Here is a 20,977-nt window from a genome sequence, read left to right as displayed (position 1 = left end):
AAGCCGGCGGTCCGGCTTCATTGAGGTCGGACGAGGGGAAGGCAATTGGCGATATTTCTGAGCGTACTGAGCGTCGCCTGCGCTATCGGAGCTGCTGTCTCGCTTCTGCGTTACGACAGCAAGCATTTCGATCTGTTAGTCCTGTCCGGCGTGATTTTTCTGAGCGCCGCGATCCCATCATTTGAAGTCGATGCTTCGCTTGAAGAGTTAAAATCAATCAATCATCGCCTGATAAACGTTCAAACCGGGATCGAAAAACTCCAGGCGCATTGATTGGGCCCTCAGCCTTGCTCGATCGGTTCCAGCACGACTTACGTTTTGAACGGACCACTTGGTTGAAGCCGCCTGGCCGGTTCATTTACGCGCTTGGCTGCCCAAGATACAATGCTCGCCGGCAAGCCATCTACACGGTTCCTTACAATTCGTCAGGAAAATCTCATGTCAGATCTTGTTGCTATCGTTTATACGTCCGAAGCGAAAGCCGAGGAGGTCCGTCAGCGTCTGTTCGATTTGAGGAAACAGTATCTTATTGAGTTCAGCGATGCGGTTATCGCCGTCAAAACTGACGCTGGCCCGGTCAAGCTGAACCAGCTGGTCAATATGACGGCCGCCGGGGCGGCTTCAGGCAGTTTCTGGGGACTTTTGATAGGAGTCCTTTTTCTGAATCCGTTGATCGGCGTCGCCTTGGGCGCAGCGTCAGGCGCGCTTAGCGGGGCGCTTACGGACTATGGTATCAACGATGCATTCATGAAGGAGCTCGCGGCCAATCTTAAGCCCGGCGACGCGGCTCTGTTTGTGCTGATCCAGAATATGACCGCTGACAAGGTGCTCAAGGAAATCCAGGGTGCTGGCGGTACCGTGCTGAAGACGTCCCTCGATGATGCGAAGGAAAGCGCACTGCGTGAAGCCCTCGCCAAAGCGGGCACCACCCAACCGGCGCCGTCAGCCGCAAACGCAAGCTGACGCGCGCCGAGCTGGGGCCAAGGCGTGTGGTCGTGCAGCATTGCCGCACGGCGCGGGTTCTCTCCGCACATGAACCGGGAAAGCGCTCGACTACAACGGCGACTGGCTGGCGAGGTTCGATGCAAACGCGGGTTTTGCGTGTTCTGTTTTGCGCGCGGCATCGGAGTCTGAAATGAAATTCCCTCCCGGATATGGCTATCCGTCCAGAGACGATTGGGAGCGGATCAATGCGGAGAACGCCAGACCGCGCTGGGTTTTGCTCAAGAGAATTTGGCGCGCTTTGCGCCGTATGTGGATCCGCCAATCCTCCCGACGGCGGTAGCTCAGGCCCAAAAAAATGCGGCCAGGCTTTGGAGGGAGGGATAACCTCCCTATTGAATACTCTTACGAAACCATGTCGGCGATCCGTGCATCGGTCTGATCGTTGAAAGCGGTGGGAAGCGAGTCGGCGCTGTGATCCTCAATGACTACACGCCGGACCAGAATATAGAATTGACGGCGCACACCAAAGGCAACTGGAGCGTTTGTCCGATTAGACCCACAGATGCGACCACACGACAGGCGCGATCCGGAGTTGGGGCGGAATGCACCGCGGTCGGCGAACAGATATCAGCGGCAATATCGAGACGCTACCCGATGCGATCCGCGGTGCGTGCGGACCCAACAACGACCATGGCGCCAGTAGTAGTGGCTACGCACATGCCGCCGACTCCCCGCGGCCGCACCTGCGACCGCCCCGACGGCCGCTCCTCGACGACCGCCGATCGCGCCGCCGATGATTGCGCCGTTCACCGCGCCGCGTCCCGCCGAGCTTTGTGCGAACGAATCTGCCAACGGGATGGTTGTTGCCAGCACCAGGAAAAACAACAACGATAGAATCCGATGCATCGGGCACTCCTCAAAGCGTTTGATTTCTTACGGTTGCGCGCCGCATTCCTGGCAGGACGAAAACGAGATTCAGCATAATGGTTGCCGTTGTTCTCCACTTCTTGCGAAGCGGCCGGCAGTCCTGTTTGCGCGGATATTGAATGCAACGACAATATCGCTTCAGTCAACGCTGCTCGTGGTCAGGTGGTCCACGATGCATGTTAGTTTGTGAGAGGGCGCTGCCGCGGCAGGGGAAGCCGCGCCGAGTCGCAATCTGGCGGATTTGTGCCATGTCTCGCGACCACGGTGATTGGATCACTGTCCGCCCAGGAAATTCCGTGCCGAGTGGATCGCCTCCGTCGCCAAGCGTGAAATGTCGACATATTATGGCGTCGTGAAACATCAAGTGGAAGTGGGCGCCGGCAAGACTACGAAATGAGGATCTGAAGCCCGCGAACCTTAGGGGGTTGATCATGAGTGAAGACAATATCCCCGCTGAGGCTGGCCCGAACCATTCCGGCAGCGCTGATTCCTGGCGCCGGCATCTACCCTATCTCCTGGTTTTGGCACTGGCTCTTGCCGGCGTTGCTTACGCGAACATGTCGCAAAAGTCTCTTGCCGGCTATTGGGAGTTGCTTGCCCTGATATCCGGTGGGGTGTGTATTTTCACCGAATGGGGAAAGGCCGAAGACAAAGGGGCGCGTGTCAGGCTGGTTTGGACCCAGGCTGTACATTGGACTGCTGTCCTCGTTGCCATGAACATCATGTTGCTGTCCGGTGTTCAGCAACTGCTGCCCGCGCCGGCCACCAGTCTGGTCCTTCTGATGTTACTGGCGCTGGGCTCTTTTCTGGCCGGACTCAATCTTGCTTCGCTCGAATTGTGCTTTCTTGGGCTGGTTTTGGCTCTCACCGTTCCGGCAGTCTCGTGGGTCAAACAATCCATGCTCTTCGTCATCCTCGCTGGAGCCTTCGTGGTCGGCCTTGGCATAACTTTTTGGTCAAGCCGGAAAGAAAAGTGATCGATCGGATCAAACCGCTTAGGTCTGCATCTAGCGGACGAACCGCAGGATAAGGCCGGCAACTCCTGCCGCAGGATTGGCGCCGAGCTGCCCTGCAATGGAAACTGGCTGCGGCACCGCAGAGCGAGCCATCTCAGCGGGACATCGTCGGCAGGGATGCCCTAATTCGCTCCGAAAAATCCGCTGCGCCATCGGCCGCCAGTGCCGCCTCGTTAATCCGAGAGCGTCGGCGCAGTTCGTCGAACGGCAGCGTCTTGTCCATCCGGCCCGAGTAATAGAGGTAGCCGTCGACCAGGCCGTTGAGGATATGACGGATGTCAAATCCGCCGCGCCTTCCCGCGGCGTTCGCGTATCGCACGATGTTAATCGTGCAACTGTTGGTCAGCAGGTGATAGAATTCGGGGCGATCGGCAAGTTGGTTGATCCGGCCAAGGTAGATCAGGAGCAGCCGGCGCGCATCGTCGGCCGAGGTATTGAGGCGATAGAGGTACACTGGCTCCCCTCGATAGTTGGTGCGCACGCGCACGAGGTCGCGCTCGTCGCCTACCACGTAGATCAACTCGAATTGCTTGAACAGCGAGGCGACAGGCGCGAAACCCTCGCCGACCTCCGGCCGGGTCTCGATGGAGATACTCAACGGCGGCGCATTGTCGAAAATGAAGCTCACGAACGTATGCCCGACCGGCCCTTCGGTGAAGTAGGATACATAGAAGTCGAGGGCGATCAAGTGCGACAACAACACCTCCCGCTCTTCATAGCGCACCGTGAAATCATTCCGGGTACGGTAGTCGAAGTTGCGGACACCGGTCAGGCGCACGCGGTCGCCGTCGATGACGGCTCGCGGCATCACCGCGACTTCCGGTCGCCAGTTGCGATCATGTGAGGGTTGGATGGAAATCCACCATGCGACCACGCCGAGAAACAACACGATCGCCGTTGCCGACATGCGTCGCCGACGCGAGAACCAGATGGCCCAGATTGTGAACGCTGCAAAGGCTGCCGCCAGCGCCAAACGCATCCCGGCCCATGGCAGATTCGAATAGTAGATGGCCAGTGTGGCCCACAGGATCGGTATGGCCCAGCACAGAGAGATGATGATCGCGACGAGCCAGCCGAGGGGCCTGAACAAGAAGCTGCGAAGCGAATTCATTGGCTTCTCCGCTGTTTCATTCTGCGGACTGCATATCGGCGCTGCCGTTGGCAAGGCCGAAAAGGCAAGCGTCATTTCGCGGCCAGAGGACCGCAGGGGAGCGTACACCGACCGGACTTCACTTGTTAAGCCCGCTCTGGTAGAATGCTTTCTGGCTTCCTCACTTCGTTTCAAGTCCCTGACATCGATGAGCGCGGTGAGATTTGCCACAAGGCATTCCGGCTGCGCAGTGGTTTCGCGTTTGCTCGGCCTGCTGTGGTGCCATGTCGGTATTGCCCGGCGCCGGCGTCGCCGGCCGTTCAGGATAATCGTCGGATACGTATCATTCGATCAACGGCGTATAACTCGATGACAATCAGCAGCACCATCCGAGATCGGCCTGTCCCGGTTCTGTATGGTCTGATGATTGTCTCACTCGCGGCGTTGCTGCCGCTTCCGCCATTGTTGCAGGATCAGAGCTACCATCAGTTCGCCGACCAGCGTGAATTGTTCGGCATACCGAATTTCTGGAATGTGGTCTCGAACCTGCCTTTCATCGCGGTCGGAATTGTAGGCCTGTTGCAGGTTCGTCGCGACGCAACAACCATAGTGCTGTTTACGGGGCTGTTTCTGACCGGCTTCGGTTCGTCATATTACCACTTGAATCCGAATGACAGCACCTTGTTTTGGGATCGGCTGCCCATGACGTTGTGCTTCGCCGCAATCCTTGCCGCCGTCGTCGAGGAGCGCGTGGATGCGAGAGCGGGAGCGATGTTGCTGCGGCCACTGCTGGCAATCGGCATTTTTAGTCTGCTGCTGTGGCGTTGGACCGATGATTTGCGGCTCTATGCCTGGGCGCAATTTTTTCCTTTTCTGGCATTGGTCCTGATTCTTCGGCTCTTCTCGCCGAAATATACCGGCACATCCTATTGGATTACTGCCGCGGCCCTCTATGCGTTGGCCAAGCTGCTGGAATTCCTTGACGAGAAGATCTATTCGGTTGGCTCGATTTTGAGTGGACATACGCTCAAGCATCTCGCTGCAGCTTCCGCCGGGTTCGCAATTCTCCGACTTTTTCAGACCCGTCGACCAATCCAAGGCGTCTTGTAAGGCGACTAGTCTCCCTACATCTTCCGCGCCGGGGTGATCGAGATCGCGCCCAAAAGATCATTTTTCGCAAAAGAAGAGTCTATTGCGAACGATCCCGAAGATCTTTCTGACCGAGCCCTCCGGGGGGTGGTCCATTCGAGATGTTAGTCCTTAAGCTTCAGCTTGCATCAGTAGTATGGGTCCGCTAGTTCGAAAGTATCGGCGTCGAGTCGACGATCCGGCGAGTGCGTGCATTGTATATTTAATACAACTTATGATCCAGGAAGTGTCCCCATGACTTCCATGTCCCGACGGATGTTCGTCGCAACGCTTCTTCCGCTCATGGCCGTCGGACTGGCCTCCTCCGTTCGCGCGCAAGGCAACCCGCCAGCGAATGCCAGCGCAACGCTGTTCCAGAATGTCCGCATCTTCGATGGCAAGAGCGGTTCGCTCTCCGCGCCGTCCAGTGTGCTCGTCAAGGGCAACATCATTGAACGCATCTCGACGACGCCTATCGCTAACGAGCCAGGCGTGGTCGTGATCGCCGGCAATGGCCGAACGCTGATGCCCGGCCTGATCGACGCACACTGGCATGCGATGTTGATACGGCCCACTCCAGTTCAGTCGATCAACGGTGACGTGGGATACAACAATATCGCGGCGGGCGCTGAGGCGACGGACACGCTGATGCGCGGCTTCACTACGATCCGTGACGTGGGTGGTCCCATATTCGGACTGAAGAGCGCTATTGACTCAGGGATTGTCCCGGGTCCCCGTATTTACCCCTCAGGGGCTGTAATCACGGTAACCAGCGGGCACGGGGATTTCCGCCAGCTGTCCGAGCTGCCGCGTACGATCGGCGGCATGCTCAGCCGCATGGAGCAGCTTGGCGGCAGTATGGTCGCCGACAGCCCCGACGAGGTCCGCGTCCGCGTCCGCGAGCAACTTATGCAGGGCGCCTCCCAGATCAAACTGACGGCCGGCGGTGGGGTTTCCTCGCCGTTCAGCCCGATCGACGTGGTGACTTTCACCGACGCGGAACTTCGGGCGGCTGTCGAAGCGGCCGAGAATTGGGGTACGTATGTCACCGTGCACGCCTTTACGCCGGCGGCTATTCAGCAAGCCATTGCCGTTGGCGTGAAATGTATTGAACACGGCTTCCTGATGGACGAGGCAACCGCCAAGCTGATTGCCGAAAAGGGCGTGTGGTTAAGTCTGCAGCCTCTCCCCGAGGATTTGAGACTGGGCTTTCCGGCGGGCTCAGTCCAACGAGCCAAGGCTGATGAAGTCTGGCCCGGAATAGCCCGGACATACGAGATGGCGAAGAAATACAAGATTAAGACAGCGTGGGGCACCGATGTCCTGTTCTCCCAAGCGCTGGCGCAGCAACAGGGAGCAATTCTTGCCTCGCTTGTCCGTTGGTACAGTCCCGCCGAAGCGCTCGCCATGGCGACCGGGACCAACGCCGAACTGCTAGCATTGTCAGGCAAACGCAGTCCGTATGCTGGCAAGCTCGGCGTCGTGGAGCCGGGCGCACTTGCCGATCTGTTGCTAGTCGATGGCAATCCGCTGGAGAATATCAACCTGATTGCCGATCCCGCCAAGAACTTCAAGGTCATCATGAAGGACGGCAAGGTCTACAAGAACACACTTGGCGGTTGAGGCCAGCTTCGAATCGATGGGATGCTTGGAGTCCGTTCGACGCCGGATTGTGCCGACAACGAAAGCCGGCTGGAGTACGCGATGCAGTTGCCCACCGAGGAAGATCGCCGAAGTCCATATCCATTCCGGAGTTGGTGAGATGAGTTCGGCGATCGACGAGACAACGATGGCGGTGCGCCAACCGGTTCTTGTCGACCTCGCCTTGCAGGGCGGCGGCTCGCACGGCGCATTCACCTGGGGTGTGCTCGACCGGCTGCTCGAAGAGCCGTGGATCAGAATCGAGGCGATCTCGGGAACTTCCGCCGGAGCCATGAATGCGGCGGTGTTGGCGGATGGATGGTCAATGGGCGGCGCCGACGGTGCGCGGGCCGCACTTGACGCATACTGGCGCCGTGTTTCCCGTGCCGCCGCCTTCAGCCCTCTGCAGCGCTCCCCCCTGGAACGGATGATGGGCCGCTGGACGCTCGATGCGTCACCTGTCTATCTCGCCATGGATCTGATGTCGCGTGTATTCTCGCCCTACGACCTTAATCCCATGGGCTTCAACCCGCTTCGCCAGGTGCTGGCCGAAAGTATCGATTTCGAGCGGCTGGCAACATCTCCGATCAAGCTGTTTATCACCGCTACAAACGTGCACACCGGCCGTGGACGAATCTTTCGCAACGGCCAGATCACGCCGGAGGTGCTCTTGGCCTCCGCGTGCCTTCCCACGATGTTCCGGGCTGTCGAGATTGACGGTGAACCCTATTGGGACGGCGGGTTCGCCGGGAATCCCACTATCACGCCTCTTGTCCGCGAGAGCGACGCGCATGATACCATCCTGGTTCAGATCAATCCGAGGGAGCGCCGGAACACACCGAAAACAGCGGGCGATATCCTGGACCGCCTCAACGAAATATCCTTCAACGCGCCGCTCTTGAAGGAACTGCGCATGATTGCGCTGCTACGCCAGGCCGCCGATCCCGGACATGGCGAAGGGGCGCGCTGGGCGGGCATGCGAACTCACCGGATCATGACCGACAGACTGGTTGAATTCGGCGCGTCGTCAAAGCTCAACGCCGAATGGGAATTCCTCGAGATGCTCAAGGGGGAGGGCCGAAAGAGCGCCGCCGATTTTCTAACCAAGCACAGCGCGGATCTCGGCAGCAAGTCGAGCTCCGATCTCGATGCGCTGGTAGCGGAGTGCTGAGAGCGGGCTGGGGGAGGCAACGAGCAAGGGAGTCACCGAATGTACGCCAATATTCTCTTGAGCACGGACGGATCGGATGTCGCGAGAAAAGGCGTTAAGCAAGGGATTGCCTTAGCAAAGGCATTGAACGCCAAAGTGGCAGTCATCACCGTGACGGAACCGATCTACATCGACTATGGCGGCGGACACGCCGGTGGACATATTCCCTCGCAGGAAGAGGTTGATAATTATGAGGCGGCCAGCAAGGCCAGTGCGGGCAAAGTGCTCGATGGGGCACGAGCTATGGCGGCACAGATCGGGATTGCTGCAGAATTTTTGCATGTCACGAATATGCACCCGGCGACTGCCATTGTGGAAACGGCAAAGTCCAGAGGCTGCGACTTGATCGTCATGGCCACTCATGGGCGTCGCGGCCTCAGGAAGCTATTTTTAGGGAGCCAAACATCTGAGGTCCTCGTGAACGGAAGCGTGCCGGTGTTGGTAGTGCCGTAGCCGTATTTTTGTAGCCGCCAAGGTCGTACAATAGCTTTGCGAACTCGGCGCCGACGGGCGATAGTTTCCCGACCGAAGACGTCGAGCAATGGCTGGACCGAGCGTATGTCTGATCATCAGTGTGGCAAACTTGGTCGGCTTCGGCGCGGGCACACTCGACAGCTTGCCGCACAGCGATGCGGTGGTCACGCTGCTTGCCGTTTGTGGATCGAGGCACGGCGAAAGCTATCGCGATATCGTCATGACCGCGATTGTCGGCCCGATCATCTCGCTTGCCGCCATAATCGGGCTGGGGTCCGGGCTCGGTTCATTTTGATCGATGTCGAAAGGTTTGCAAGGCGCGCCGCTGAGACCAGATCTGCATTCCTGCGAGCGTGACCTGGAGACAGAAAATGGAAGCATTTCCGCTGATGCGGCACCGGAACTGATCTATTCTCGACGAAACAGAGACTCCCATTTCCGAGGCTCCCGAATGAAGGCCGATGGCGCACCGAGGATTTCGGCTGGCATCGCTGCCGCCGTGCTGCTCCTGGTAGTGGTCTACTACGGCACCGAAGTCCTTGCGCCATTGACGCTCGCTTTCTTTATCATCGCCATCGTCTGGCCGTTGCAGCAGCGGCTGCAATTGCGTTTGCCGGCGCTGGTAGCCCTTGCCATCACGATCATTGTTACTGCCGTGGTGTGCCTTGGCTTTGCATCACTGGCCGCCTTGGCTTTTGGTCGGGTCGGCCGTTCGCTGGTCGCCGACGCGTCGCGCTATCAAGCGCTTTACGAGATGGCGGTGGCTTGGCTCGAAGATCGGGGAATCTCAGTCGCCGGTTTGTGGGCTGAGCATTTCAATACCGGATGGCTGTTGCGTGCCGCGCGGCAGGTCACCGGACGCGTCAACACGACGCTGACCTTCTGGCTGGTAACATTGGTGTATGTCATGCTTGGGTTGCTTGAAGTCGACGATGCTCGACGAAAAGTCCAGGCGCTTGGCAACCAGGACGCCGCGCGCATTCTGATTGATGCGACTGCCGCGATCGCGGTCAAGTTTCGAAAATACATGCTGGTCAGAACGCAGATGAGCGTCGTGACGGGCTTGCTCATTTGGGCGCTTGCCTGGATCACCGGGCTTCAGTTTGCGGCCGAGTGGGGAATCATCACGTTCGTGCTCAACTACATTCCCTTTATCGGCCCTCTCATCGCGACGCTGTTTCCAACCCTGCTTGAGATGACGCAGTTTTCCACCTGGCAGGCGGTATTGGGAATATTTCTTGGCCTGAACTTGATTCAGTTTGTCGTCGGTAGCTACATCGAGCCACGTGTGTCCGGGGACGTGTTGTCTATTTCACCCTTCGTCGTGCTGTTTGCCGTCTTCTTCTGGACCTTCATGTGGGGATTGTTCGGCGCCTTCATCGGGGTTCCGATCGTCATCGCCATCCTGACACTTTGTAGCTACCACCCGGGCAGTCGATTTATCGCAGATATGCTTGGCGGGCCGGTGAAAGCTGCGGAAGTTAGTTCCCCGAACAGAAATCCCTGAGCCCCACAAGGCGATGCTGCGGAACTACCGAAAGAAGCTCGCGCCGATGGCGGTCACGACTACGCGCACGCAACGAGGACGAGTCGGTGCTGCGGACGAAAGGAAGGCCTTTCTGCTTGAACAGAAGCAGGCCGGGCCAACGCCATGTTGCTTAATGACCGCGGTTGGGCATGAAACGGACTTCCAGCTCGCGCGCACGCCGCGCGGAGGGACCGTGGATGTGTACAGGCCGGGGCCGCAATTCAAAGAGGCCGCCACCTGGGCGCGGCCTCCGCGGTTGTGGTCTGATCTATTGTTTAGTGGCTTCGCCGGCGTCTCCCTTGGGGCCGGCCGGACCCAATGGGCCCGCGGGTCCTGCTGGCCCCGGAGGACCTGCCGGCCCGGGCGGTCCGGGAAGGCCGCAGTTTTCTATCACCACTTCTCGCTTATCCTCCCCGGAGGTAATTTCGACTATGCAAGTGGAGGGGAACTCAGGTCCAATCCAACGAAACCCTCCAGTCGAACTGCTCTCGACTTGCACTGTTTTGCTTGGGCCGATTTTAAGACGCACGCTGTGCTCGCGCGGTCGTCTAATCCTTCCGACGATCACTAACTCGCCGCGCGTTATGGCGGCAGTCGTGATAAATATTTCTGCACGCGCATTTCCGCTCCATGTGATCACACAGGCAGTTGCAACAGCTGCGACGGCGCCGATAGACTTTGCGGGCATGGCTATCTCCTGCATTCTGTCGGAATGCTAAATTCGATCACTAAAGCCCACTGAGAACAAGAGTGCGGCTGCGCGAGCCGACCCAAAGCCAAAAAGGCAGACACACACCGGCGGGCCTCCCCGTGTCATGGCCGGCCATCGCCCGAAAGCGCGTCGGCTAGCGCCAACCACAGACACGATGTCCCCAGTGCCACCAGCGACGCCCCCTCTGCCACCAGCAACCCCAACGACGGTGACGGCTACGCATGTGGCGATGCGGGCGGATCATTACGGTTTGCGCCGTCTGCGTCGCCTCGGCTATTCCAGGCGTGATACCCCAGCCGATCGTTGTAAAACCGGCAACGGCTGCTACCGAGCCAGGCAAGATATCTGCGAGGAAGTTGCGGCGACTCATTGCTCTCACTGTGTTTTCTCCCTTGTCGGAATAATTTTTCAGTCGACGTGAATCTTGGCGCAAATTCCCAACGGATTTGGGAGGGGAACCGCGCCGGCATACTGCGGGAAGCCGCTGGATGTATCAGGATCGCGGCCGGTTCCGTGATCTTGGCTGTGACCAGCGGGAGGTGTTCCGACTACCCCGCGTGGTTGTATCAATTGCGCCAAAAAGTTGTCAAAGAGCAGTCGGATCGAACTGGTCCGCGAGGTTCCGGAGACCGTGAAAGCCGCGTCGGATTTCCATCGCAGGTTCGTCCGCTTCGGACGTCCGGTCGATCCACGGCAAGGCGGCACGTCAGCCGCTTCGTCCTGAAGGTGGGTGAGAAATATTGTGGTCTATCGACGCGCTGTCGAGCGATGCCGCGTGGTTCTTGATCAACATCGCTGCTTCCCGATACCGCCTGCTTCCCGCGATCGTGTCTCCGTTGTCCATCCGAAGCAGGAAATCGCCCGCCGCACGCATCTCTACGGCCACAACATGATTGAGGTTCGCGAGCCTGGTGCGATGGACGCGAATAAGCCCGAACGGCTTGAGCCGCGTCTCTTCAGCGGCGAGTGTTCCGCGGATGAGGCGGCGCCCTACCGAAAGGTTGAACTCGACGTAGTTTCCCGCGGATGTCACCGAGATAATGTCTTGTGGATCTATATGAAAGCTTGTTGGACCATCCCGGAGCCACAGTCCCTGCTTCAGGGCAGTGGAGGAGGGTTCGACTGAATTCGCGGCAGGCGTCCCGGCGCTGGTCGACGCCCTGCGCTCCATCAGCCAGAAGAGCACGGCGATCATGAGGGTGGAAATGACGTCCTTTCGAAATTCGTACGGAAACTCAACCACCCAACGAAACGCGTAACCGCCCGCGACCAGTCCGAAGACGAGCTCGCGCAGCAGCACCATCGTAACCAGGTGCAGAAACGCATAAAGCAGGGTTGCGACCAGCGCGACCGCCAAGGCCGTCGGCCGATTTCGGTTCCAACGAAATTGTGCGACGCCATAACGAACAAGCGGCAGGTACGCGATCCAGGCCGTGGCGCTTGTTACCTCGAGTAAAAGCGGCCTGAGCAAACCCGCTCCGCCGGAGAGCGTTACGTCCTTCGCCATCGACAATACGTTCACAATGCCGGCGGCCACGATCAAGAGAGCGACCCAGCCGTAAGCGGTTATCGATCTGCTCGTCGTCCTTTTCTGGCTTCCGTCCGTCACGTCGTTCGACCGCTCGTCCCCAAACCGGGCTCGGTCGTCCCATGCCCGCTCGACGCCGTTGTGTGGGTGGGGTTCTATGCGGCCGTTGGACTGGTTCATCGGAATATCGGAAAAATCCGTGCGAGAGATCGTCACCTATCGGAGGCGCCCAAAGCCGGTTTCAATTGCCGTGGGGTCGCTTCGGCCGCCGGATTTCTATCACACAGATGCATGCGCCGTCTCATATGTGACTGGTGCAATCGGGCGTTGCGGCGCGGGCTGCGCGCATTTCACCAAGTTGTGAGCGATCGATGAACCGGCGAAGTTTGCTTGTCGGCGCGGCCTTGGCACCGTTCGCGCGATTGATCGGACCGGATTTCGCGTGTTCTTCGCGAGCAGCCGAAGCTTCTCGCGGTGCACCGATCCGGCGGGCGCGTCCCTCGGATCCCGATTGGCCTTCGGCAGCGAGCTGGAACCGGCTTGACCGCCAGACGGGAGGGCGCCTTATCGCGGTGCAGTCGCCGTTGAAAGTCTGTCAGGACGGGCCGTCCGGCGATTCCTGCCGCGACGTTTTCAGGGAGTTGAAGAACCCGTACTACATTCGCGACGACGTCGCGCTGACCCAGACCACCGGCTGGGTCGACGCATGGACGTCCACCCCCAGCGTCTACGCTGTCGCCGCCAGGCAGACCGGCGACGTCGTTGCCGCCGTGAATTTCGCCCGGGAGAACAACCTGCGCCTCGTCATCAAAGGCGGCGGTCACAGCTACCTCGGAACTTCAAACGCACCCGATTCCCTTTTGATCTGGACGCGCTTCATGGACGACGTCACGCTACATGACGGATTTGTCGTCCAGGGATCCGACGAACAGCCTCGACCGGCGGTCACGGTTGGCGCCGGCGCGATCTGGATGCACACCTACAACCAGGTGACCACCAAGGGCGGCCGTTACGTTCAAGGCGGCGGTTGCGGGACGGTTGGCGTCGCTGGTCTTGTCCAGGGCGGCGGCTTCGGCAGCTATTCGAAGAACTACGGCACCGCTGCGGCAAGTCTGCTGGAAGCGGAGATCGTCACCGCCGACGGCGTCGTCCGGATCGCCAACGCCTTCACCAACCCCGATCTGTTCTGGGCTCTGAAGGGCGGCGGTGGCGGCACCTTCGGCGTGGTCACACGGGTGACGCTTCGCACCCATCAATTGCCGAATTTCTTCGGCTTTGTCTCGATGACGATCGAGGCCTCGTCGAGCGCCGCATTTGGCAGGCTGTTGCGGCGATTCGTCGAATTCTATGCCGAAAGCCTTCACAACCCGCATTGGGGCGAAATCGTCAACGTCCGGCCTGGCAACAAGCTCGATATCCAGTTGTCGTGTCAGGGTCTCGACAGGCAGCAAATTGACGTTCTCTGGCAGCCGTTCATTCGCTGGGTGACCGAGGCTGCCGGCGACTTCACGTTCACGCATGCACCGGCGATCCGCGTCGGCCCCGCCGCGTCCCGCTGGGACCCGGCCGCGATCAAGGCACGTGCGCCATCTGCAATTCTCTCCGATGACCGGCCGGGGGCTCCGGCGGACAACGTTTTCTGGGCGGCCAACCTCAGCGAAGCCGGACATTTCATCCACGGTTTCGAATCCTTGTGGCTGCCGGCTTCATTGCTGGGAGCGGACGGGCGACCGCAACTGGTGGAAGCGCTGCTGGCTGCCGCCCAGCACTCGACCGTCGAAATCCATTTTCAGAAAGGGCTCGGCGGAGCGACTGCGGAGGTCATCGCGGCTGCAACGGACACCGCGACAAATCCCGCTGTCGTTACCGCCTTCGCGCTCGCGATCGTCGCGAGCGAAGCGCCGCCGGCCTACCCCGGCCTGCGCGGCCACGAGCCCGATCTTGCCGATGCTCGCCGAAACGCAAGCAAGATCGGCAAAGCGATCAACGAGCTCAGGAAAATCGTGCCTGATGCAGGTTCATACGTAGCAGAAAGCAGTTTTTTCGAGAGCGAGTGGCAGAATTCCTATTGGGGCCCGCACTATCCGAGGCTGCTTGCCATCAAGAAGAAGTACGACCCGGACGGCCTGTTCTTCGTCCATCACGGCGTCGGCAGCGAGGCGTGGAGCGCCGATGGCTTTACGAGGCTTACATAGCGGTGAGGGCGCCGGCTGGAGAGAGTCCGCATGAATACCAGGAGCGCAGTTCAATCGGTCGCTGATGTCGTGGCGGGATTAATTCTTGCGACAGCCGATATTTCAGCATCGCCGGAACGCGTGTTCCGTGCGCTTACCGCGTCCGACGAAGTTGTTCGGTGGTGGGGCTCGGATGACGTATACCGCACGACGGCCTGGGTTGCAGACCTGCGCGTCAACGGCCATTGGCGAGCCGATGGACGTCAGACGGATGGTACAGCCTTTAGCGTGGAGGGCGAGTTCCTCGCGATCGATGCGCCGCGAAAAATAGCGCAGACATGGAAGGCGGACTGGGACGAAGGCAAACCCACAACGCTTACATATCGGCTTGAGGCGACGGAAGGAGGAACGCGCGTAACCCTGCGCCACGAAGGTTTTCAGGGGCGCGCCGATTCCTGTCGGTCGTATGCGGAGGGATGGCGCCTCGTGCTGCAATGGCTCGAACGGCACTTTGCGCCCGAACCCGCAGTCGCCTCGTCGCGGTTTTTCCTGTTTCGCCTCAATCCGCCCAGGCCCGCCTTCCCGAAGGACGCGACGGCTCAGGAGCTTGCGGTGATGCAGGAGCACTTCGCACATTGGACGAAGCTATCGCAAGCAGGGACGGCCATCGTCTATGGACCGGTCGACGATCCAAAGGGCACGTGGGGTGTTGCCATCGTTCGTGTTGCCGACGAAGGCGCGGCCCGGGCGCTTGCCGCAGGCGACCCAGCCATTCGATCGGGTCTGGGATTTCGTTACGACGTTTCGGCGATGCCCCAGGCATTGTTGGGTGCGTAACGCTATTCGCCCAATTGCGATGCGATGACCGATTTGCGTCTGTTCGACCTGAACCTGCTGGTTGCCTTCGATGCGCTGATGACCGAGCGGAATGTCACGCGCGCGGCGCAACGTATCCGTATCGGGCAGCCGGCCATGAGCTACGCCTTGTCTCGCCTGCGTGACCTGTTCGGGGACGAGCTCTTCATGCGCGCCTCGGGTACGATGCAGCCGACGCCAAGGGCGCTTGAGCTTGCCGGGCCGATCGGCGGCATTCTCGCCGACATACGAAGCAGCATATGGGCAGATCGTACCTTTCGGCCGGAAATCGCCGAAACGGTGTTTCACATGGGAGCGACCGACTACGCCGAGGTTGCCGTACTTCCGGATGTTCTTGCTCTGGTGCGATCGGTTGCGCCGAACGTGCGCCTGGTCGTCACCGCGATCGGAGACGATCGGGTGACGACGATGCTGGAGAGCGGCACGATCGATGTGGCAATAGGCTACTTTCCGGGGCCAGGCGATGCGCATCGCGGTGAAGTGCTGTTTCACGAGGAGTTCGACTGCCTGTATGACGCTAACGCATGCGGAGTAACCGCGCCGCTGTCCCTCGCGACCTATTTGAAGCTGCCTCACATCGTTATGTCGCTTTGCGAGGAATTGACGGTCGGCATCGACGCGGCGCTCACTCAGCGGGCATTGGATCGTTTCGTCGTCCTGACGACGCCGCATTTCCTGACCATTCCGTTTCTCCTGCGGGGGCTTGCCGCGGTGGCCGCCGTGCCGCGCCGGCTCGCACGGAATTGCGCCATCTTTGCCGGATTGGAGGTCAGTCCGATGCCGTTCCCGATGAACGGCTTCGAGGTGTCGATGCGCTGGCACCAGCGGACCGAAACCGACCCGGCCAATAGCTGGCTTCGCCGACTAGTCCGCGACGTTGCACGATCTAAGCGGTAAGCGGCAACAACGTTCAACACGATGAAGCAGATCGCATCTCGACCGGGCCCATTGGTCCCGGTGCAAAGCAGGTCTGTGGACGACGAGGGTGCGGATGACTACCGCCTCGACGGGTTGGTTCACGAGGTATCCGTATCGACGAACACCGCTGCATCGGGCGGGAACGCTTCCCTCATGGCTATCGCATGATCCGTACGTGCAGCCGTCTGCAAGCAAGCGTTGGGTTCCGCTTGCTGCCGAGCGCTATCACCGGGCGGGCCTGGGCGACGGGCGCATACGGGATTTCGGAATAATGAAAGGGCGCCCCTGATTTGCCCGACGCGTCTAACGGCTTTATCGGACACCGGCGGGTTGTTTCGATAGTTTGGGAGTACGCACCCGAGGGCGAGTTGCAACGGTCGCGCAGACCCGTTTGAGAACGGGATTAAATGCACCGTCACTGTGACAAAGCGTGCCCCGAGACCGCTTGACAACCTATAGCTGTGTGTCGCAACATCATATCGCTGTTCTGCGGGGGCGGACATGGGGGCTACGCGTCGGCTTCGGGCGACAACTTCACATCAGACGAAGTCTGTCGCGGTCGCATGGCTGGCTTTCAGGCAGATTGGATCGCTTCCTTCGACAGCTTTTCTGCCGGCTATCGCCCTGCCCCCGGCCGCCAAGGGGTGCAACGGATGGATGAATGCCGTTTGGACTGCTCGAGCCAAAGCACTGAGCTTCCTGGTCGCAAGCGCGTTGTGCGCGTCGCCCGCCTGGTCTGCTGACAAGGCAGCGAGGGCCAGCCCGGTGCCGGAGGCGTATTATCTCCTGCCCCGCTGCGATGATCCCGCGGTGTTCGCCCAGATCGATGCTGAATACCGCGGTAGACATTGGGCCGCGGACGTCACGGCTGTCGGCATTCGCGGGCGTGAGACCATTCGTCGGAAGTACTGGCCGCTGGCTGACATGCCGCGGCGCTTTTGCGAAGGGAGCATCACACCGCCGAGCGGCGTTGAGCGTCCGAGCTTCCACCCGAGCTACTACCCGATCTACTACGCGATTATTGCGAACGACCCGGGCGTTGAACTCGAATGGTGCGTCGTGGGGCTCGATCGTGCGTGGCCGATGGATCAACGATGCCGGCTTGCGCGGCCCTGACCCGGCAACGGAGCGAGGTCGCTCCGCTCGCCCAGGCTGGTGTTTTTTCAGCGTGTTGTGTCTTGAGCAGCAAGTGGGGCGTCATGCGTACAGGTATCATCGAGTCGATCCGTCAATTGGGACGTGGTCGCAACTTCGATGCGCGGCCGGCGAAATCAGCGGCCGCCCGCCGTCCCGGACCATCAGGCGGTGTGCGTGGCATCTGCACGGCTTTCGCCCTGGCCGCGCTGACAGGCTGCGCGATACATCCGCTGGTGGACGACGTGTCCCCGATCCCGACGGAAGCGATCGTGGCGGCGGCCCGTTGCGAGTTGAGACTCGGCCTGGTTCACCAGGTCGAGGTCTGGTTTGCGGACGAAGTCCCGCCGGTGACGGGATTTGACCCGAACACCATTGGTGATCCGGCGAATTTGAAGCTGATGAAGAAGCTCTTCCCCAAGGTCGACCTGGAAGGCGATTGGCAGCAATACATGGATATTGCGATTGCCTATGAATGGACCTTCGACATCACGGAAACCAATCATGCCGATGCCGGCGTCGGTTTCAGGCTGCCTGTCCTCAACCCGGTCGGCACCTTCGACCTCAACGCCGGCGGCAATGCCAACGCGTCCAGACAGGCCAAACGCACGTTCAAGAACCAGGATACGTTCCGGGATCTTCTGACGGATAAGAAGTGGAAGTTCTGCAATGACATTAACCGCTCCGTCGAACACTTTCAAAACACCCCGACGGACGGTCCGCCATTCGTGCCTCAACCCGAGCGCTTTGTGTACCCGATCACCGGCTCGATCGGATTGGCGCGCGCCGTGACGTCGTTCTTGAAGATATCGGTTCAGGAAGGTGCACTGGACACCTTCACCGACGAACTCACCTTCACCACGACGTTCAATGGAAACGTTGGCGGGGCCGTAACGCTCGCGCCGGTTCCGAAGGAATTCCGGCTGGTGAACGCCACTGCGAATCTCACCGGATCCCGCCTGGACTTGCACAAGGTCAAAATCAGCATGGCCTTCCCGAGGGCGAGAGCCACGCAAAAAACCCAAAAGCAGAAGGTCGATGAAGTGCTGAAGGACGTGGCAGGCGGCTACGAGCTGAACGCCCAGTGGCGCGCAGCCTATGCACTTTGCGTCGTCGAGGCGAGGAGCCGCGAGGACGATCTCAAGAATCTCCGGCTTGATCCACCCGAAGTCACCTGCCTCGAATCGACAGATGCGTTCTATCCGCGAGGAAACGGCCGCACCAATTCGCCGCTCTTTGGCCGCCGCAATGAGCTTCCCGATGAAAAGGTGAAGCTCGAAGAGCAAAAGCAGAAGCTCGACGAACAAAAGCAGAAAAAGAAGGAACGGCAAAGCTCTGAGGAATCACGGTGACAGGAGCGGGCAATCACGCCGGGCGATCGTTCGCCGCCGCGAGCCGGTAGCAATTTTAATTGTGGGAGAGCATTTCTGACAGCCCGCTACTGGCGGGGCGACGGGTGTTTACGAGATTGCGGGATGATGAAAGAATGCCCGTGATTTGCCCGACGTGTCAACTTGCTTTCGAAGCCTCCATGCCGGCCGCCAGCTACTTTGCATGGGGTTGTTTTCGATATTTTGGGAACACGCACGTTCGCTTACCCGGGACGGAGATCGCGGTCAGGATGCCGCCGCCGCGCCCTCGACATTCCGCCAGTCCGACTGCGCCTCCTCGGCGCTTTCGAAGATATGCGCGGCGACGCCGCGTTTTTCCAGCGCTTCGCCGAGCTTGATGCGCAGGAAGCCCGACGTGGTGTAGCGGGAGACGCCGGAATAGAAGCGCTCGGTCAGGCTGCGCACCATGGCCGAATATTCGTCGAGCAGTTCCGGCAGAATCGAGAAATTGTCGTAATTGGCGATCGCGTAGACGCGGCGGTTGAGGCCACCGAGCTTCGCCTCGACCGCGCGCGCGATCGCATCGATGTCGGCGCCGCTGCGCAATGCGAAGCGCTCCAGGTTGACGAAAAACAGATTCTGCTGCTCGTCGAGCGTGAAGCGCTGGTCGAGCGGAATGGTCAGAAGATCGTTGCGCAGGTCCATCGGACCCTCGCGAAAGATCCGCGGATCCATCAGAATGGGATCGCGACGAAGCAGTGGCCTGAAATCCATCAGCGCCAGGACGTCCCGTTCGATGTCGATGCCGGGCGCGACTTCGGTCAGTTCAAGGCTGCCTTCGGTCAGCGCGAACACGCAGCGCTCGGTGACGTAGAGCACGCGTTGCCCGCGTTTCCCCGCGAAGGCGCCGGAGAACGTCACGTGCTCCACCGCTTCGACGAATTTGCGTGCCTTGGCTTCTTCCGTGATGACCAGCCTGCCGTCGGCGACGGCGACGCGCTGGCGGCCCGCGCCAAAGGTGCCGACGAACACCACCTCCTTGGCGCTCTGGCTGATGTTGATGAAGCCGCCGGCGCCGGCAAGCTTTGGGCCGAACTTGCTGACGTTGAGGTTGCCGGAGCGATCGACCTGCGCCAGGCCGAGGAAGGCCGCATCGAGGCCGCCGCCATCGTAGAAATCGAACTGATAGGGCTGGTCGATCACGGCTTGCGTATTGATCGCGGCACCAAAATCTATACCGCTGGCGGGGATGCCGCCGATCACGCCGGGCTCCGCCGTCAGCGTGATGAGGTCGATGATGCGCTCTTCGTTGGCAACGCCGGCGATGCCTTCGGGCATGCCGATTCCGAGATTGACGACGCTGTTGGCCTTCAACTCGAACGCCGCGCGACGCGCGATGATCTTGCGCTCGCTCATCGGCATCGGCGGCAGCGCCCCCGCACGCACCCTGATCTCGCTGGAATAAGCGGGATTGTATTGGGTGCCGAAGGTTTGCCAGTGGTTTTCCGGCTTCGCCACCACGACGCAGTCGACGAGAATGCCGGGGACCTTGACCTGGCGCGGATCGAGGCTGCCGCTTTCGGCCACGCGCTCGACCTGGGCGATGACGATGCCGCCGGAATTATGCGCCGCCATCGCGATCGCCAGCGCCTCCAGCGTCAACGCCTCCTTCTCCATGGTGAGGTTGCCGTCGGGATCGCCGGTGGTGGCGCGGATGATGCCAACGTCGATCGGAAACGTCTTGTAGAACAGGCATTCCTTGCCGCCGAGCGTGACCAGTTCGACCATGTCCTCGGTGGTGCAGGCGTTGAGCTTGCCGCCGCCGTGGCGCGGATCGACGAAGGTGCCGATACCGACTTGCGAGATGTGGCCGGGCCGCCGTGCTGCGATATCGCGAAACAAATGGGTGATGACGCCTTGCGGCAGATTATAGGCTTCAATCTGATTTGATATCGCAAGCTGCTGCAGTTTCGGCGCCAGCCCCCAATGGCCGCCGATGACGCGTTTCACCAGCCCATCATGCGCGAAATGGTTGAGGCCGCGATGCTTGCCGTCGCCTTGCCCAGCCGCATAGACCAGCGTCAGATTGCGCGGCTTGCCCTGCATGTAGGGCGCATCGGTCTCGCTGGAGAGATAAAGCTCCTCCAGCGCCAGCGCGATCTCTTCTGCAAAGCCGATGCCGACAAAACCGCCGGTCGCTACCGTGTCGCCGTCGCGGATCAGGCGTACGGCTTCGGCCGCAGTGACGATCTTGCCCTTCTCCGCGCTGCGCAAATAGGGCAAAGCCGGATGCTGGCTCATTCGAGTTCCTCCGAAATTGTTCGATCCGGCTCGGCTTTCCCGAT

The 20,977-nt window shown here is 60.1% G+C and carries 16 protein-coding genes and 1 pseudogene; 14 read left to right on the top strand and 3 right to left on the bottom strand.

The features are described 5' to 3' along the window. The first annotated feature begins 45 nt into the window (after nucleotides 1-45). The 3 genes from BLS26_RS11795 to BLS26_RS11780 all read left to right on the top strand — a co-directional run bounded on the left by BLS26_RS11795 (nucleotide 46) and on the right by BLS26_RS11780 (nucleotide 2,849). Nucleotides 46-273, top strand: a complete 228-nt coding sequence (locus BLS26_RS11795) for a hypothetical protein (RefSeq protein WP_092511226.1) — start codon at nucleotides 46-48, stop codon at nucleotides 271-273. 165 nt (nucleotides 274-438) lie between these two features. Beyond that, nucleotides 439-963 (top strand): DUF1269 domain-containing protein, encoded by a 525-nt coding sequence (locus BLS26_RS11790; RefSeq protein ID WP_092511224.1) that lies wholly within the window; start codon nucleotides 439-441, stop codon nucleotides 961-963. 1,340 nt (nucleotides 964-2,303) lie between these two features. After that, nucleotides 2,304-2,849, top strand: a complete 546-nt coding sequence (locus BLS26_RS11780; protein WP_157676425.1) for a hypothetical protein — start codon at nucleotides 2,304-2,306, stop codon at nucleotides 2,847-2,849. Nucleotides 2,850-2,982: 133 nt separating this feature from the next. Here the strand turns inward: BLS26_RS11780 and BLS26_RS11775 are convergent, their stop codons facing one another. Then, a complete protein-coding gene (locus BLS26_RS11775; RefSeq protein ID WP_092511218.1) occupies nucleotides 2,983-3,999 on the bottom strand; it encodes a DUF4105 domain-containing protein in 1,017 nt (338 codons plus the stop codon). A gap of 348 nt (nucleotides 4,000-4,347) precedes the next feature. On the opposite strand from BLS26_RS11775, the gene BLS26_RS11770 reads away from it, so the two are divergent. From BLS26_RS11770 to BLS26_RS11745, 6 genes and pseudogenes are all read left to right on the top strand, one after another. Beyond that, nucleotides 4,348-5,088: a ceramidase domain-containing protein gene (locus BLS26_RS11770; RefSeq protein WP_157676424.1), complete on the top strand. Its 741-nt coding sequence runs from the start codon at nucleotides 4,348-4,350 to the stop codon at nucleotides 5,086-5,088. 321 nt (nucleotides 5,089-5,409) lie between these two features. Continuing rightward, the gene (locus BLS26_RS11765; protein ID WP_092517951.1) at nucleotides 5,410-6,729 is read left to right on the top strand and encodes an amidohydrolase family protein; all 1,320 of its coding nucleotides are present in this window, start codon (nucleotides 5,410-5,412) and stop codon (nucleotides 6,727-6,729) included. 139 nt (nucleotides 6,730-6,868) lie between these two features. Continuing rightward, nucleotides 6,869-7,918, top strand: coding sequence for a patatin-like phospholipase family protein (locus BLS26_RS11760; RefSeq protein WP_244541912.1), 1,050 nt, complete (start codon nucleotides 6,869-6,871; stop codon nucleotides 7,916-7,918). Between the two features lie 39 nt (nucleotides 7,919-7,957). Beyond that, complete coding sequence (locus BLS26_RS11755; RefSeq protein WP_092511214.1) at nucleotides 7,958-8,410, top strand: universal stress protein; 453 nt, start codon at nucleotides 7,958-7,960, stop codon at nucleotides 8,408-8,410. 142 nt (nucleotides 8,411-8,552) lie between these two features. Further along, nucleotides 8,553-8,726 (top strand): annotated as a pseudogene (locus BLS26_RS11750) (GntP family permease); the annotation flags it as partial. Between the two features lie 156 nt (nucleotides 8,727-8,882). After that, on the top strand, nucleotides 8,883-9,938 hold the full coding sequence (locus BLS26_RS11745; protein ID WP_092511211.1) for an AI-2E family transporter: 1,056 nt from the start codon (nucleotides 8,883-8,885) through the stop codon (nucleotides 9,936-9,938). A 1,439-nt stretch (nucleotides 9,939-11,377) separates the two neighbouring features. Here BLS26_RS11745 and BLS26_RS11735 read toward each other — a convergent pair. Then, nucleotides 11,378-12,379 carry a LytTR family DNA-binding domain-containing protein gene (locus BLS26_RS11735; RefSeq protein WP_092511206.1) on the bottom strand — a complete coding sequence of 334 codons (1,002 nt, stop codon included), beginning with the start codon at nucleotides 12,377-12,379 and terminating at the stop codon, nucleotides 11,378-11,380. A gap of 392 nt (nucleotides 12,380-12,771) precedes the next feature. Between BLS26_RS11735 and BLS26_RS11730 the strand changes: the two genes are divergently transcribed. The 5 genes from BLS26_RS11730 to BLS26_RS11710 all read left to right on the top strand — a co-directional run bounded on the left by BLS26_RS11730 (nucleotide 12,772) and on the right by BLS26_RS11710 (nucleotide 18,653). Beyond that, complete coding sequence (locus BLS26_RS11730) at nucleotides 12,772-14,394, top strand: FAD-dependent oxidoreductase (RefSeq protein WP_197681333.1); 1,623 nt, start codon at nucleotides 12,772-12,774, stop codon at nucleotides 14,392-14,394. A gap of 30 nt (nucleotides 14,395-14,424) precedes the next feature. Further along, on the top strand, nucleotides 14,425-15,210 hold the full coding sequence (locus BLS26_RS11725) for an SRPBCC domain-containing protein (RefSeq protein ID WP_092511202.1): 786 nt from the start codon (nucleotides 14,425-14,427) through the stop codon (nucleotides 15,208-15,210). Between the two features lie 24 nt (nucleotides 15,211-15,234). Beyond that, entirely contained in the window at nucleotides 15,235-16,146 is a 912-nt protein-coding gene (locus BLS26_RS11720) for a LysR family transcriptional regulator (protein ID WP_092511200.1), read from the top strand. 678 nt (nucleotides 16,147-16,824) lie between these two features. Then, nucleotides 16,825-17,283, top strand: coding sequence for a hypothetical protein (locus tag BLS26_RS11715; protein WP_157676422.1), 459 nt, complete (start codon nucleotides 16,825-16,827; stop codon nucleotides 17,281-17,283). An 83-nt stretch (nucleotides 17,284-17,366) separates the two neighbouring features. Beyond that, nucleotides 17,367-18,653, top strand: a complete 1,287-nt coding sequence (locus tag BLS26_RS11710) for a hypothetical protein (RefSeq protein ID WP_157676421.1) — start codon at nucleotides 17,367-17,369, stop codon at nucleotides 18,651-18,653. Nucleotides 18,654-18,917: 264 nt separating this feature from the next. Here BLS26_RS11710 and BLS26_RS11705 read toward each other — a convergent pair whose 3' ends face one another. After that, nucleotides 18,918-20,933 (bottom strand): acyl CoA:acetate/3-ketoacid CoA transferase, encoded by a 2,016-nt coding sequence (locus tag BLS26_RS11705; RefSeq protein WP_092511194.1) that lies wholly within the window; start codon nucleotides 20,931-20,933, stop codon nucleotides 18,918-18,920. Nucleotides 20,934-20,977 lie beyond the last annotated feature (44 nt).

Origin of the sequence: Afipia sp. GAS231 (assembly GCF_900103365.1) — a bacterium.
GTDB lineage: Bacteria > Pseudomonadota > Alphaproteobacteria > Rhizobiales > Xanthobacteraceae > Bradyrhizobium.
The sequence above is the reverse complement of the archived record's forward strand: the minus strand, read 5'-3'. Positions and strand labels throughout refer to the sequence as shown.

What these genes read in the sequence shown, in the direction of transcription:
- BLS26_RS11760 (WP_244541912.1), top strand. Translation starts at nt 6,869, where the DNA reads ATGAGTTCGGCGATCGACGAGACAACGATGGCGGTGCGCCAACCGGTT.
- BLS26_RS11770 (WP_157676424.1), top strand. Translation starts at nt 4,348, where the DNA reads ATGACAATCAGCAGCACCATCCGAGATCGGCCTGTCCCGGTTCTGTAT.
- BLS26_RS11710 (WP_157676421.1), top strand. Translation starts at nt 17,367, where the DNA reads ATGCGTACAGGTATCATCGAGTCGATCCGTCAATTGGGACGTGGTCGC.
- BLS26_RS11775 (WP_092511218.1), bottom strand. Translation starts at nt 3,999, where the DNA reads ATGAATTCGCTTCGCAGCTTCTTGTTCAGGCCCCTCGGCTGGCTCGTC.
- BLS26_RS11765 (WP_092517951.1), top strand. Translation starts at nt 5,410, where the DNA reads ATGGCCGTCGGACTGGCCTCCTCCGTTCGCGCGCAAGGCAACCCGCCA.
- BLS26_RS11725 (WP_092511202.1), top strand. Translation starts at nt 14,425, where the DNA reads ATGAATACCAGGAGCGCAGTTCAATCGGTCGCTGATGTCGTGGCGGGA.
- BLS26_RS11780 (WP_157676425.1), top strand. Translation starts at nt 2,304, where the DNA reads ATGAGTGAAGACAATATCCCCGCTGAGGCTGGCCCGAACCATTCCGGC.
- BLS26_RS11755 (WP_092511214.1), top strand. Translation starts at nt 7,958, where the DNA reads ATGTACGCCAATATTCTCTTGAGCACGGACGGATCGGATGTCGCGAGA.
- BLS26_RS11745 (WP_092511211.1), top strand. Translation starts at nt 8,883, where the DNA reads ATGAAGGCCGATGGCGCACCGAGGATTTCGGCTGGCATCGCTGCCGCC.
- BLS26_RS11720 (WP_092511200.1), top strand. Translation starts at nt 15,235, where the DNA reads ATGACCGATTTGCGTCTGTTCGACCTGAACCTGCTGGTTGCCTTCGAT.
- BLS26_RS11715 (WP_157676422.1), top strand. Translation starts at nt 16,825, where the DNA reads ATGAATGCCGTTTGGACTGCTCGAGCCAAAGCACTGAGCTTCCTGGTC.
- BLS26_RS11705 (WP_092511194.1), bottom strand. Translation starts at nt 20,933, where the DNA reads ATGAGCCAGCATCCGGCTTTGCCCTATTTGCGCAGCGCGGAGAAGGGC.
- BLS26_RS11790 (WP_092511224.1), top strand. Translation starts at nt 439, where the DNA reads ATGTCAGATCTTGTTGCTATCGTTTATACGTCCGAAGCGAAAGCCGAG.
- BLS26_RS11735 (WP_092511206.1), bottom strand. Translation starts at nt 12,379, where the DNA reads ATGAACCAGTCCAACGGCCGCATAGAACCCCACCCACACAACGGCGTC.